Origin of the sequence: Paenibacillus sp. P32E (assembly GCF_001909085.1) — a bacterium.
Classification (GTDB): domain Bacteria; phylum Bacillota; class Bacilli; order Paenibacillales; family Paenibacillaceae; genus Paenibacillus_AQ; species Paenibacillus_AQ helianthi.
Map to the genome: position 1 here is coordinate 8974 of NZ_LVYY01000004.1, position 14969 is coordinate 23942.

Annotated in this window: 5 protein-coding genes; 4 read left to right on the plus strand and 1 reads right to left on the minus strand. The window is 50.3% G+C overall.

What is annotated here, in order from left to right; all coding sequences use genetic code 11:
* Positions 1 to 509 precede the first annotated feature (509 nt).
* Positions 510 to 8162 (plus strand): pullulanase, encoded by a 7653-nt coding sequence (locus A3848_RS05070; RefSeq protein WP_074083880.1) that lies wholly within the window; start codon positions 510 to 512, stop codon positions 8160 to 8162.
* A 567-nt stretch (positions 8163 to 8729) separates the two neighbouring features.
* Here the strand turns inward: A3848_RS05070 and A3848_RS05075 are convergent.
* Entirely contained in the window at positions 8730 to 10475 is a 1746-nt protein-coding gene (locus A3848_RS05075; protein ID WP_074083881.1) for an alpha-glycosidase, read from the minus strand.
* An 870-nt stretch (positions 10476 to 11345) separates the two neighbouring features.
* Between A3848_RS05075 and A3848_RS05080 the strand changes: the two genes are divergently transcribed.
* The 3 genes from A3848_RS05080 to A3848_RS05090 all read left to right on the plus strand — a co-directional run bounded on the left by A3848_RS05080 (position 11346) and on the right by A3848_RS05090 (position 14956).
* Positions 11346 to 12683 carry a sugar ABC transporter substrate-binding protein gene (locus tag A3848_RS05080; protein WP_074083882.1) on the plus strand — a complete coding sequence of 446 codons (1338 nt, stop codon included), beginning with the start codon at positions 11346 to 11348 and terminating at the stop codon, positions 12681 to 12683.
* 114 nt (positions 12684 to 12797) lie between these two features.
* Positions 12798 to 14111: a sugar ABC transporter permease gene (locus tag A3848_RS05085; protein ID WP_074083883.1), complete on the plus strand. Its 1314-nt coding sequence runs from the start codon at positions 12798 to 12800 to the stop codon at positions 14109 to 14111.
* A complete protein-coding gene (locus A3848_RS05090) occupies positions 14108 to 14956 on the plus strand; it encodes a sugar ABC transporter permease (RefSeq protein ID WP_074083884.1) in 849 nt (282 codons plus the stop codon). The genes A3848_RS05085 and A3848_RS05090 overlap by 4 nt, the downstream gene beginning before the upstream one ends.
* Positions 14957 to 14969 lie beyond the last annotated feature (13 nt).

A 14969-nucleotide genomic window follows, 5' to 3' on the forward strand; every position in this document is an offset into this window, starting at 1 on the left:
GACTTACTACTGGTTGCTCTGATCTGGATTTTTCAAACCCGATGATCCGCAGTGTTGTGCAATATTGTGCAAATTACGGGTGTGTTTGTGTGCAAATGATACCTGTTGCAGAATTGGAATTCTAGATGAGGTCTACAGATTCATTTGGAAATGATTGTTGACAACGCTCCAGGTAGAGGATTAGTATGTTGAACAGAAATAAAGAGCGCTTACAATCGTTGGTTTTGCTTGATTAGCCTTTCTCTATCCCTAATTTTATATGGCTTATCCGCCACATTCCTATTTTTGCAAACGTTTGCGCATAAACGGAGCAAATCAGCGGATAGCAGACAATATTATTTGGCCGGGAGGGAGTTAGGTGACAGGGAATAAAGGGGGGATGGAAGAGGAACGGAGAGGATGAAGGGATTGAAGCCGCAATGAACAACATGAACTAGTCCAAGAATATGCGGTGAGATTGAGGAACACCTGCTTTTCAGGCTAATTCAATTACGGGGGGTATTCGCACAATGAAACGAGCGTTATGGGGCAAGAAGGCATTTGCCATCTGTATGATTGTGGTTTTTGTATGTTCTTATTTCTCCTATCCGGGCAATGTGAAAGCGCAAACATCTAAAGTCGTGCTCGTTGGCAATCTTCAATCGGAATTATCAACGGAGGCAGCGCCTACAAGTGACTGGAATCCGGATGCCAGCGTGACACAATTAACCTATGTGGACAATGGGATGTATAAGTTCACGGGCACCTTGCCGGCAGGCGTATATGAATACAAGATCGCCTTGAACGGCACCTGGGACGAGAGCTACGGATACAGCAACTATACCAATCCCGCCGGAGTCAATACAGACGGCAATATTCAGATAACGCTTACTGCCGAGACCAGCGTAACCTTTTATTATAATGACCTCACCAAGAAAATCGCCGATTCCACGTACTATACACCTCTTTCGGTTGATAAGCTGCCGAGGCTGACAGGAACACTTCAAACGGAGCTGGGCGATGCCCGGGATTCTTCTCCGGCTGATGCGGGAGCCACGTTGTCCGATCCTGATTTTGACGGGATCTATGAACGGGTAGCCGATCTGCCTGCAGGAGAATATGCCTATAGAGTGTATGTTCCCGGAGATACCCCGGAAGCAGATAAGCTCTATCCAGACCAGGATCAGACCCTGAAGCTTCCTGCCGATCTGAAAGTCACGTTCAGGTACAATGCACAGGACCACGGGGTCAGTGCCTCTTTTACAGCACCGGCTGTACCCGGAAAGGTGATTCCTGTACCGGAGGGGCAGCTGCGGATTCATTACAACCGGCCGGCCGGGGATTACTCCGATCAGGGACTGTGGCTATGGGATGATGTAGCTTCACCTTCTGCAGGCTGGCCGACAGGGGCAACCCCTTTTCCTGAAGGACAGACTGATGCTTATGGGGCTTATGCCGATGTGCCGCTGAAGGCGGGGGCCAAGAAAGTCTCCTTCCTCGTCGTTAACCGCAGCACACAGGCCAAAGACAAAGGCGATAAGCTGTTCACGATCAATACACCGCAGACCAATGAGCTGTGGATCAAGCAAGACTCGGATATTGTGACTCCTTACGAACCGGTGGTGCTTCCGGCCAATACCGTGCGGGTCCATTATACGAGAGAGGACAGCAATCAGAATCAATACGGCTTATGGCTGTGGGATGATGTGGCTTCCCCTCCGGTCACCTGGCCGGGAGATGCAGCACCGTTTCTTGCGGAGCATACCGATGCCTATGGGACTTATGCGGATATTCCACTAAAGGGAAATGCCAAAAAAATGGGTTTTGTGGTGGTGAACCGTTCCAGCGGTGACAAGGACGGAGGCGACAAAACGTTCGGTCTGCTGGACCGCTACAATCAGCTGTGGATCAAAAAGGGTGATGATCATGTATATGTGTCCCCTTTTGGAGAACTGCCTTTGAGTCTTGTATCGGCGGAGGTGCTGTCCACCAGCAAGATTCTTCTGACCTTTACCTTAACGGATGGACTGGACGCTGCCGGGTTGAAATCTGCCATAACGGTCACGGATAAAGCGGGCACTCCGGTTCCTGTCACTGCCGTGACGATCAAGAGCACGACTTCGGTAGAGGTGGACACAGGAGCTTTTGAACTGGATCAATCTCCGCTTAGTGTGACTTATTCCGGGAAAAGTGTATCCGCTTCCGCAGGCTGGAGAATGCTTGATGAAATGTACAATTACACCGGAGATGATCTGGGAGCGACCTATCATCCGGCGGACAAGTCGGCAAGCCTGAAGCTCTGGGCACCTATGGCCAGCAGTGTAGTGGCGAATGTGTACAGCAAGACCGACGCTGCTGCAAAAGTCGGACAGGTCAGCTTGACTCCAGGCGATAAAGGCGTCTGGTCGGTGGAGCTGAAGCCGTCTGATCTGAGTGGTGCGGGGGATGTGCGTGGCTACTACTACCAATACGAAGTAACCAATAACGGCGTAAGCAAGCAGGTACTTGATCCTTATGCCAAGTCAATGGCTGCATTCACTGTGGATACCATGGATGCGGCAGGGCCTGACGGTGACAGGGTGGGCAAAGCGGCAATTGTTGACCTCAACGGGACGAACCCGCCGGATTTCAAGGCAGGGGCTATTTCTGGCTACCAAAAGCGCGAGGATGCTGTTATTTACGAGGTCCATGTACGGGATTTCACTTCTGATGTATCGATTGAAAGCCAGCTGGGCGGCGAACGTTGGGGCTCTTATGCAGCTTTTGAGAAGAAGCTCGATTATATCAAATCCCTGGGCGTGACCCATATCCAGCTGATGCCGGTGATGGCCTGGTATTATGGCGACGAGACGAAGATGGGCAACAGGGAATCCGCCTATTCTACCCAGAACAATGAATACAACTGGGGGTATGATCCGCACAGCTATTTCTCACCGGATGGGGCATATTCACAGCATCCAACCGATCCCGAAGAGCGGATCAAGGAGCTGAAAGGCCTGATTGATGCGGTCCATAAGGCGGGCATGGGGGTCATTCTCGATGTGGTGTATACCCATATGGCCAAAAAAGATTTTCTGGACGACATCGTGCCGGATTACTACGCCTTTAAGGATGCGAACGGCAACTTCGTCGGGGGGTTCGGCAACAATCTGGCGACCAGCCACAAGATGGCCGAGAAGCTGATGGTGGATTCGGTCAAATACTGGTTCAGCGAATATAAAATAGACGGCATGCGCTGGGATATGATGGGTGACGCGACAGCGGATGCTGTTCAGGCAGCCTATGATGCCGCTGAAGCGATCAATCCGAAGGCGCTGTTCATCGGAGAAGGCTGGAAAACCTTCGCCGGGGCGGCCTCCGATCCGCTACTAACCGGCAAAGGCGCAGACCAGTCCTGGATGGACAAAACGGATAGTGTCGGTGTATTCTCCGATGAATTCCGCAATGAGCTGAAGTCCGGCTATGGCTCGGAAGGGGAGCCGCGGTTCATCACAGGCGGAGCACGTTCTATCGCTACGATCTTCAACAATATCAAAGCACAGCCCTCCAATATTCCTGCGGATGATCCGGGCGATGTCGTGCCGTATATCGAAGCCCATGACAATCTGACGCTGCATGATGTCATTGCACAGTCGATCAAGAAGGACCCGTCAATAGCCGAGAATGAGCTGGAAATCCAGAAGCGGATCCGGCTGGGCAATCTGCTGGAGCTGACTTCCCAAGGGACAGCCTTCCTGCAAGCGGGCCAGGAGTATGGACGCACCAAGCAGTGGAAGGCAGCGGGGGTGCCCGAGCAGAAATATACGGAATTAAAGGATGGGAACGGGCAATCCTTTGGCTATTTCATCCACGACTCCTATGATTCTTCGGATGCGGTTAACCATTTTGATTGGGCCAAAGCAACGGATGAAGTGAGCTATCCTGTTCAGAATACAACCCGGGCTTACACGTCGGGGCTCATTCAGCTCAGACAATCTACCGATGCCTTCCGGCTTGGTGACAAAAGTCTGGTGGACTCCAATGTCAGCCTGATCGCAGCGCCTGAGATCAAAGCAACCGATCTGGTGATCGGCTACAAGAATAAAGCGACCGATGGAACCGGGCTCTATTATGTCTTCATGAACGGGGACAACACAGCAAGAACCCTGACGCTGTCCGAGGATCTGACCGGAGGGCAGGTGCTTGTAGACAACGATCAAGCGGGAACTGGGGCAATCCCTGCCGGAAGCCAGTCGGGCTTCACGCTCACAGCAAATTCGATTACGCTGGCCCCGCTTACTGCCGTGATCATCCGTAAGGATGCTGCCGCCGCCGTTCTGGCTTCTCTTGGAACGGACAGCCCAAGCTATTCGCTCCAAACCGGCAGCACGCATCAAACGGCTGTAATGGCTAAATACGATGATGGCAGCTCCAGAAAGGTTACCGATAATGCGGCCTATATCTCCAGCAATCCGCAGATTGCCACGGTGACAAGCAAAGGACTGGTCAAAGCCGTTAAGGCAGGTGCAGCCACGATCACCATCTCCTATGGCGGTCTCTCCACCAAGGTTACTGTTGAAGTGACCAAAGATGCGGTGGATACCAAAAGGTATGTCCAGATCACCTATGTCCGTAAAGATAAGGATTATACAGACTGGAATCTCTGGGTGTGGAATACGGGGGTCAAAAACGATCAGATCGATTTCACCACCTTCAAGGACGGTAAGGCCAGTGTGCTGATTGAGGTGGCACCGAATGCCACAAGTGTGGGCTTTATGCTGCGCAAGGGAACAGACTGGAACACTGGCAAGCAGGATTATCCGGATGACCGGGTTATACCGTTGACGGCGGGTGAAGCTTTTACCAAGGTAATTGTGACCAGTATGGTAAAAGAGCTGGATATCAAGCCGGTGATAAGCGGTCCGGTGATGAAGGATGGGACGATTACCTTCCGGTACCGGGACGATGCCCTGTTCCGCAGTGATAATCTGGCTGCAATCAATGCGGTTAAGGTCAAAGTGAATGGCACGGAGTATCCAATGGTGTACGAAGCGGCCAATGAATGGTTCAGCTATCAGCTGAAGGATGTGCAGGAAGGCACGTACAAGTATACCTTCCTCGTGACCAGGGACGGAGTGACCGAAGAGCTGACCGACCCGAAAAACACTGTGAACGGTGAATCGGCTGCAGTCTATCATATCCCGGCTGTCACGATTACTGCATTAGTCCAGCCGGAGGCTATTAACTCCAATGAGAATGCAGTGGTTACCGTTAACGCTGCTTCTTCGGAAGATGTATCCTACGTGGACGGTTATATGGATCTGACTGCCCTCGGCGGACCGGGCGCAGTGAAGCTGGATACAGCGCTCATGAAACAGACGGTTGCGGTTAAGGACACTGTGCCAGCGGGGATCAAGACCATCCCGATCACGCTAATGGATCAATACGGGAATTCGCATAAAGGTGCAGCCAAAGTCGAAGTAAAGGCAAGAACGTATACAAATGACCGGCTTGATTTTGACTGGGATGAAGCCCGGATCTACTTCGCGCTGACTGACCGGTTCAAGGACGGGGACAGTTCGAATAATGCCGGTGTCGACAAAACCCATCTGGAAGCCTATCACGGCGGAGATTTCCGCGGAATGATCGACAATCTGGACTATCTTCAAAAGCTTGGCATTAATACTCTCTGGATTACGCCGATTGTAGACAATATCGATTTCAACAAGGGTGTTGATTTCGGCGGAACGCAGTATGCTTACCATGGTTACTGGGCCAAGGATTTCACCCAGCTGGATGAGCATCTTGGCAATATGGCAACGTTCAAGGAACTGATCGAGAAAGCCCATGACAAGGGCATCAAAATTATGGTGGACGTTGTGCTCAACCATGCCGGTTACGGCCTAAAGGCGAAAGACAGCTATCCGGGCGTTACGGCTGAGGATAAGGCTCGTTTTGAAGGGATGCTCCGCACAGACGGTGTATCCGCTGACACCGACCCGGTTAAAGGTGAATTGGCAGGGCTGCCTGACTTCAAAACCGAAGATCCGGCAGTGCGCAAGACTGTCATCGATTGGCAGACGGGCTGGCTGGACAATGCCCGGACAGAGCGCGGAGATACCATCGACTATTTCCGTGTGGACACAGTGAAGCATGTGGACGGCACAACCTGGAAAGCGTTCAAAAATGCGCTGACCGCGATTGATCCAGAATTCAAGCTGGTCGGAGAATATTACGGCGGCACTTTGGACAACGATGGCGGTACCCTGAAGTCTGGCCAGATGGACGGACTGCTTGATTTTGGCTTCAAGAACGCCGCAAAAGACTTTACAGACGGGAAAATTTCGGCTGTGGATGCGTATCTGCAAACCCGGGAAGCGCAGATGGACAACACCGGAATGATGGCTCAATTCCTGAGCAGCCATGACGAGAACGGCTTTTTGTCCAATGTTGTAGGCGGAGACAAGGGCAAGCTGAAGGTGGCTGCCGCGCTGCAAATTACGGCCAAAGGACAGCCGGTTATCTACTACGGGGAAGAGCTGGGCCGTTCCGGTGCGAATGCCGGAGACATGTCCAAAGGAGAATTCAGTGAGAACCGCGGGGATATGCCTTGGGATCAGCTGAGTGCGGAACAGGGGCTTCACGATCACTACCAGAAGCTGCTGAACATCCGTGCCAAGTATTCGCAGATCTATTCCAAAGGTGTGCGTACCAAGCTGGCCGGCTCGGACGAGCTGGGTTATCTGGCTTTTGACAAGCAGTATGGAACTGAACATATTGTAACAGCGATCAACACGAAGACAGAGGCGGTATCCGTCAGCCTTCCGGTTCCTTTTGCCGCACAGGCTGCGGTTGTGGATGAATACAGCGGCAAGACCTATACGGTATCACAGGATCAGAAGGTGACGGTTGAGCTGCCGGGCAGGGATGACGGCGGGACGGTTATTTTGGCCGCAGTGCCGAAGGTAACGCCAACGCCGACACCTTCGGTGAAACCTACACCTACACCTACACCTAGTGTGACACCTGCACCAACAGCGACACCTGTGTCTACGCCAGTCTCGTCTTCGGCTGTTGTGCCGACAGCTGTACCTGCTGCAGATACGCAGCTTGTGAGCGGAGACACTCTGAAGAACGGCAAGGACGGTAAAGTCAATGTGGAACTCGCTTCAGGCAAGCAAGCAGTGCTATTGCCCCTTCAGGCTGCAGCCTTGCTGGGCTCAAATGATCTGGTGCTCCATATGAATAGTCTCACAATCACGCTGCCCGCCCAGGTTCTGGGTAAAATTCAAGGGACATTGGCTGGTGCGGATGCGGAGGGTGCGCAGATTCTATTAAGAGCAGTGCCGCTGCAAGGTAATGCATCAAGCACTCTGCTGACTGGTCTAAGTAAGGACCATACGGCTGTAAAAGCGGCATCGGATGTCTATGAGTTCAAGCTCAATATTGTGCGCAAAGACGGTACGCTTCTTCCGGTAACCTCATTTGCAGAACCAGTTACGCTGGCCTTCCAGATTAAAGGAAATCCCGAAAAGGCGCTGCTTGGTATCTACTATCTGGGTGACGGCAACCATTTGGAGTATGTCGGAGGTACGCAGCAGGGGGATGTCATCACTGCTGAGGTTACACATTTCAGCAAATATGCAGCGCTTGAGATCAACAAATCCTTCTCGGATGTTCCGGCTGGCCACTGGGCAGGGACGGCGATAAAATCGCTCAGCGCGAAGCAGGTGATTTCGGGGGTTACGGCTGCCGAGTTCAAGCCGGAAACTTCTGTCACCCGTGCGGAATTCACTGCACTGCTCGTACGGGCGCTGGGACTTCAAGCTGACGGGCAGGCTGCATTTGCGGATGTGAAGGCGGATGCCTGGTATGCTTCCTATGTGTCCGCAGCAGTCCGTCAAGGGATTGTGACGGGACGCAGCAAGGACTTGTTCGCTCCGGGTGAAGACATCAGCCGTGAAGAGATGGCTGTCATGATCATTCGGGCACTGGAAGTGAAGCAAGGCAAGAAGATGGAAGCTGTAAATGGCAGCCCGGCCTTTACCGATGCTTCCAGCATCAGCTCATGGGCAGCAGCTTATGTTCATGCTGCTGCAGAGCAGGGGCTTCTGCAGGGCAGAGCGGACAACCGGTTCGCGCCGAAGGCATCGATGACCCGTGCTGAAGCTGCACAGGTGGTCTATAGATTGCTGGATAAATAAGCTGCTTAGTGAGTCTACAACCACAGTGAGAATTGTCTGCTTCACGGAGCGTGTGAAATGTATGGGAATTAGCATGATGTCCTATCAATTTAGTAATTAGTAACACAAAGGGCCCTCTTCGTCGCGAAGAGGGCCCTTTGTGTTGGTTAGTTGTTTAGTTGTGCTGTATGGATGCTAATAAATGCTGATCAATGCCTGAGAGATGCTAATTGTGCTGATGGACGCATGTATGGTGCTAAGTGGAAAAAGTAAAACTAATTCGTTGCAATCCTGGCTACAAGCGGTTTTAGTTGGATTTTGTATACTTAATATTTCTATTTCACCACATCCGGCCGGATATGGCGGAATTAGTTATCCTTTTTCCAACGAAGACCGCTCCCTGAAGAGGAATAGACTGGATTAGTTATCCTTTTTCCACTATGGGTATTACACACGCTGGATACCTTAGCTTAAGGATGCTTTTTATTCCAGCTGCATTTTACCCCTTGAGTTTTGCGTTCAGCTGTGACGGAGTCAGAAGCCTATACACCCAGGAGTTACTTCACCGTACAGCCGCTCCAGCTTCTTTTACAGCAGCGCCTTAAGCACCGCATACCCGTAGGCAGGCAGCTTGATCGACAGCTTGCTGCGGTCGGCGCGCAGCGCTTCGCCTGTGAATAAATTCTCCCAATTGCGGTCCTCCACATCAAGGCGGAAAGTTTGTGCTGTTTCCTCTGTGTTGACTAGTACCAAGATGATGTCGTCACCCAGACGACGCTCATAAGCCAGCTTGCTGCCGTGTCGTCCGGCTTCCAGGAAGGTGAAGCTGCCGGTACGAAGCGCAGGATGGCTGCTGCGGATTTCAATCAGCTTGCGGTAGTAGCTGAACAGGTCCAGGTCCTGATTCTCAGGATTCCATTCCATGCATTTGCGGCAACCGGGATCACCCTCACCATCCATCCCGATTTCATCGCCGTAGTAAATGCAAGGTGTGCCCATGAAGGTGAATTGGAACAACGAAGCGAGCTTTTGCTTGTTCTTGTCTCCTTCAGCCAGAGTCAAAAGACGCGGAGTGTCATGGCTGTCCAGCAGGTTGAAGGCTACTTCACTAGCCTGCAGCGGGTAGCGGGAGAGCTGTTTGCCAATGGCGTTAGCGAAGCTTTCGGCATCAAGTGTGCCATAGATGAAGAAGTCGAGCACCGCATCGGTGAACGGGTAATTCATGACTGCGTCGAATTTGTCGCCCTCCAGCCACGGTGCAGATTCATGCCAGATTTCGCCCAGGATATAGGCATCGGGGTTTGCTCTTTTGACGACCTTGCGGAAATCGCGCCAGAATTCATGGTCTACCTCATTCGCCACATCGAGCCGCCAGCCGTCAATGTGGGCCTCGGTAATCCAGTATTCCGCGACCTTCAGCAAATAGGCCTTCACTTCGGGGTTCTCGGTGTTCAGCTTCGGCATCAACGGCTCAAACGCAAAAGCATCATAGGTAGGAACACTATCCACTACCTGTAACGGGAATTCACGGATATGGAACCAGTCTTTGTAGCGGGAAGCTTCGCCCTTTTCAAGTACATCCACAAACGGGGCAAAGGTTCGGCCCGAGTGGTTAAACACTGCATCGAGCAGGACCCGGATGCCGCGTTCGTGGCAGGCGTCCACCAGTTTTTTCAGCGTTTCGACATCACCGAAATGCGGATCCACAGACATATAGTCTTCCGTATCATACTTGTGGTTGGTGGTGGCGGTAAAGATCGGCGTGAAGTAGATACCGGTAATGCCAAGCTCGCTCAAATGGTCCAGATGGTCGATGACTCCTTGCAGATCACCGCCGAAGAAGTTCTCCGGTGTAGGCGTTTCGCCCCAGGGCTGCACATGTGCCGGATTGCGGCTGGGATCTCCGTTCGCGAACCTTTCAGGGAAAATTTGATAAAAAATAGCGTCCTTCACCCAAGCCGGTGGAATAAAGACGTCGCCGCGGTTGATGTACGGAAATTCAAACAACCGATTGGGGTTGGTAGGGCGTTCAGTCTGGAAATCACTTTCGGTCATCCAAATGCGTTCATGTCCTTTTTGCAGCAGAAATCCATATTTAAGCCGCCGGTGCTTGGGGACCGAAGAGCATTCCCAATAGTCGAACATCGCATCCGAGGTGAAAAGGGTCATCGGGATTAGCTCCTTGGTGGCATCCCAGGCATATTTATCTCCGGCCCAGGCGAAGACCTCGGTTAAATCCCCTTTTTTGGCGCGCAAGCGCAGATGAATCGTCTCGTGATCATAGGCATAAGACCAGTTTAAACGCGGACGGTGGTAGACAGCTTCAAGCAACATTCATAATTCCCCCTAAAAGTTTTGTGAGCATAAGCAACCTGGAACAGCTTCGTACAAAACTGGCTTCGGAAGCACACGCTGGGTTTTGTGAGTATAAGCAACCTGGACGGAATCTCTGCTAAATAGGCAGCAGTCATCCCTTAGGCGTTACAGATGAATAAGGCCGTATTTCACCACAAAAAGGTAATAACATGAAATATGAATCCGTTATGCCTTGTTGCACCCTTTTTTATGCCTTAATGCACCAACCGGTCCGTTCTATGTACACAACAAAAAGGCACAACCGCCGCCGGGTGGCTTGTCCGAGGTTGTACCTTTTTGAAGTAACATTGCCTTTTAGTTGTTTGAAATGAAAGGACGGCAGTGGTGCCTTGTTGAAAGGACAGGCTGCTTATAATGTTTTGGATTATAGCACGGAATAATTATAGGTTCAATACTTTAGTACAAACCATTGCACAAAATAAAAATACAAAGAAAACCGGTTTTCTTTTGTAAAAAATATTATTAATAACATAAAAATAACCATTTATCAAGAATAAATCTCCGCTGAACACAATTTTATAGTGATTAACTACTGTAAAACGGAAAAAATAGGAGTTTCCTTCTGAAATAGAGAGGAAACCGGTTTTTTTATAAAAAAAACGAACAAATTCGCCTAAATTTACTATGTGCAAACGTTTTTGCAATTATGATTCCTGTTGTATTATGAAATAGGAAATGAAGCGCTTTCCAGAACTTGATGAAGCGTATATAGAAGGGGCAACAACGAATACATACTTTTTTTTTGAATCCCCTGAAATCGTTTGCGCAAGATCTGGGGCATCATCGTAAGCGTGAGGTATGATACACAAATTAGGAGGGGTTTAAGCAATGGAAATGAAAAAGCTCATGGTTCTCACCGCAGCGTTCTCTATGGCAGTATCCATCACGGCGTGCGGTTCTAACAACAATGGCAATAACGGGGGAAATGCTGCGGCAAGCAATGCACCAACAGACAACGCTACAGCTACTAATGCTGCTACGAACAGCGGTAATGCTGCTGCAACTGGTGAAATTGCACCGGAAGACGGCGCATCGCTGCTTGTATGGGAGAGTAAAGAAGAGAGACCTTTTGCCGAAGAAATCGCCAAACAATTTACAGCTAAATATAACGTTCCCGTGAAAATTGAAGAGATAGCTCCGCCGGATCAAGTAGGCAAGCTTACACAGGATGGTCCATCCGGTCTGGCTGCAGACGTAGTACTGATCCCGCATGACAATCTGGGCAAAGCCGTAAGCGCAAGCCTGCTGCTTCCAAACGATATCTTTACTGAGCAGACCAAAGCAGACAACACAGAGGCTTCCATCATAGGCTCCTCCTTCGACGGCGAATTGTACGGCTATCCTAGAGCGGCAGAAACTTATGCGCTCTACTACAACAAATCGTTGGTCAAAGAAGCTCCTAAATCCTTCGATGACGTGATTGCCTTCAGCAAAACGTTCACAGACAAGGCGAAGAGTAAATATGGAATTATGTGGGAAGTGGGCAACATGTACTTTGGCTATCCGTTCATTGCCACTACCGGCGGTTACCTGTTCGGTAAAGACGGCACAGACAAAGACGATATCGGCCTGAACAACGAAGGTGCCATTGAAGGTCTGAAGACTTTCGTCAAATTGAAGGAAGCACTGCCTGTCAAGAGCGGTGATATTACTGCAGACATCAAACGCAGCTTGTTCAGCTCCGGAGATGTAGCCATGGATATGACAGGTCCTTGGGAGCTTGCCGCCTACAAGGAAGCGCTTGGTGACAAGCTGGGTGTTGCCCCAATCCCAACTATTGACGGCAAAACAGCAATTTCATTCTCCGGCATCAAAATTTTCGGTGTCAATGCTTACTCGAAATATCCGAACGCAGCCAAATTATACGCTCACTTTGCGTCAAGCAAGGATGCACAGCTCCTGCTCAATAAATTGATCGGTTCCATTCCAACCAACAATGAAGCGCTGAAGGATGCACAGATTACGGGTGATCCGTACATCTCCGCTTTTGCTGAGCAGGCGAAGAACTCCCAGCCAATGCCGTCCATTCCTGAAATGGGCAACGTATGGAGCCCTGTGAATGCGGCCCTTCCGGAAATTTGGGATAACAACGCTGATCCGAAGGCGGCAATGGATAAGGCCGTTCAGCAGATCAAAGACCTCAATAACGGTTCAACTTCTAAGTAACAGAGGTTTTTAAACAGCACATCATTAGCACATAGTGGATATTCATTCGCCCGCCGCTCCGGGTAGCGGCGGGCGGTTTCCTGAATTCCGCGCGGAGAGGAGAACGGAAGAGAAATGCAGCGACACCGCAGCAGAGCCGCAATACTGTCGACCATTTTTATGGGATTGGGACAAATATATAACCGCCAATTCATTAAAGGGCTTATTTTTTTAGCTGTAGAGGCTGGAGCTCTGGTCTATTTCATCGCTAATTTGGGAAGGGCTTTTTGGGGGATTACTTCACTAGGGGACTCTCCAAGCCATTTGGTAAAGGTAAAGGGAATCACGAAAATGGTGGCTGGAGACCATTCCATCGTCATTCTGATTCAAAGCTTGATCACCCTGATGTTCTTTGTGTTATTCCTGATTGCCTGGTATATGAATATTAGGGATGCCCATAAAACCGGAGAAGAACGCGATAACGGTCGTCCTTCGAATACATTCAAACAGTCTGTACGCTACATTCTGGATTACAAGTTTGCCCAGAGCTTTTTATTGATTCCGGGTCTCGGTATTTTGTTCTTTACCATTATGCCGATTATCTTTATGATCATGCTGGCCTTTACAAACTTTGCCGCACCGGATCATATTCCGCCGGCGAAGCTGGTGGACTGGGTAGGGTTTCAAACCTTCCGTAATCTGCTGGTCCTCAAATCATGGAGCCATACCTTTTACGGTGTACTTACCTGGACGATTGTCTGGGCGGTTCTATCCACAATAACTACTTATTTCGGCGGGATGCTTGTCGCTCTGCTGATTAATCAAAAAGGTATCCGTTTCAAGGGTTTGTGGAGAATGATTCTTATTTTGCCTTATGCGATTCCGCAGATGATTTCCCTGCTGCTGATGCGCAATCTGTTCAACGGGCAGTTCGGCCCGATCAACCAGTATCTCGGCTATTTCGGACTTGGAAAGCTGCCTTGGCTGACAGATCCGTTCTGGGCTAAGTTCACTGTTATTATTGTCAACATGTGGGTAGGGATTCCAGTATCGATGCTGCTGATTATGGGTGTGCTGACTACGATCCCGCGAGACATGTACGAAGCAGCCGAAGTCGACGGGGCGACCAATTATCAAAAGTTCCGTATTGTTACGCTGCCAATGATCTTGTTCTCTACTGCACCTACGCTGATTATGCAATTTGCCGGCAATATCAACAACTTTAATGCAATCTACCTTCTGACTCAGGGGAATCCGGTCAACGGGAATTATCAGTATGCCGGATCAACGGACTTGCTGGTAACGTGGCTCTACAAGCTGACGGCGGATCAGAACAAAAATAATATGGCTTCCGCAATAGGCATTATACTCTTCATTATTGTAGCCGGGTTCTCCCTGTACAATTACCGCCGGACCAAATCATTCCAAGAGGAGGATATGATTCAATGATTATCGGACGCAAGCTTACGAGCGCTATTCGCTTGAGCCTCAGTTACATCGTTCTGATTGCGCTGGCGATTGCTGCAATCTATCCGGCACTCTGGATTCTGCTAGCATCCTTCCGGCCGGGCAAGTCTTTGTACAGCAAAACGCTGATTCCTGAACACTTTACGTTAGCGCATTACAAGGAACTGTTCACTTCACCGGTCTATATGTTTGGGACCTGGTATGCGAATACACTTAAGATTGCCGTATTCTCTATGCTGATCGGTGTGGTGCTGACCCTTCTGACCAGTTACGCTCTATCCAGATTCCGCTTCAAAACCCGTAAGACTACCATGTCGGTACTGCTCATTCTCGGGATGTTCCCGGGCTTCATGAGTATGATTGCGATCTATCTGCTACTCAATCAGTTCGACCTGCTGGATACGCACATGGCACTCATTATCGTCTATGCGGCAGGAGCGCCCCTTGGCGGTACGCTGATCGCCAAGGGCTTCCTGGATACCATTCCACGATCATTGGATGAAGCGGCGCGGATTGACGGAGCCAGCAATTTCGGTATTTTTGTCCGGATTATTCTTCCGCTCTCCCGGCCTATGATTACCTATATGGCGCTTACTCAGTTTGTCGGCCCGTGGGTGGATTTCATCTTTGCCAAGCTGATTCTGCGGACCAAGGAGAACTGGACGGTCGCTGTCGGGATGTGGGATATGGTCAATACGATGCAGAATTCCAATTTCACACTGTTCGCAGCGGGGGCGGTGTTGATCTCTGTGCCGATTATGATTCTGTTCGGATTCCTGCAGCGTCTGCTCGTTGACGGTTTGACCGCTGGCGCCAGCAAAGGATAGTTGTCTTGCCTGC

Bases quoted from the DNA above. Each gene is read 5' to 3' on its own strand.
- A3848_RS05070 (WP_074083880.1), top strand. From the start codon at position 510: ATGAAACGAGCGTTATGGGGCAAGAAGGCATTTGCCATCTGTATGATT.
- A3848_RS05075 (WP_074083881.1), bottom strand. From the start codon at position 10,475: ATGTTGCTTGAAGCTGTCTACCACCGTCCGCGTTTAAACTGGTCTTAT.
- A3848_RS05080 (WP_074083882.1), top strand. From the start codon at position 11,346: ATGGAAATGAAAAAGCTCATGGTTCTCACCGCAGCGTTCTCTATGGCA.
- A3848_RS05085 (WP_074083883.1), top strand. From the start codon at position 12,798: ATGCAGCGACACCGCAGCAGAGCCGCAATACTGTCGACCATTTTTATG.
- A3848_RS05090 (WP_074083884.1), top strand. From the start codon at position 14,108: ATGATTATCGGACGCAAGCTTACGAGCGCTATTCGCTTGAGCCTCAGT.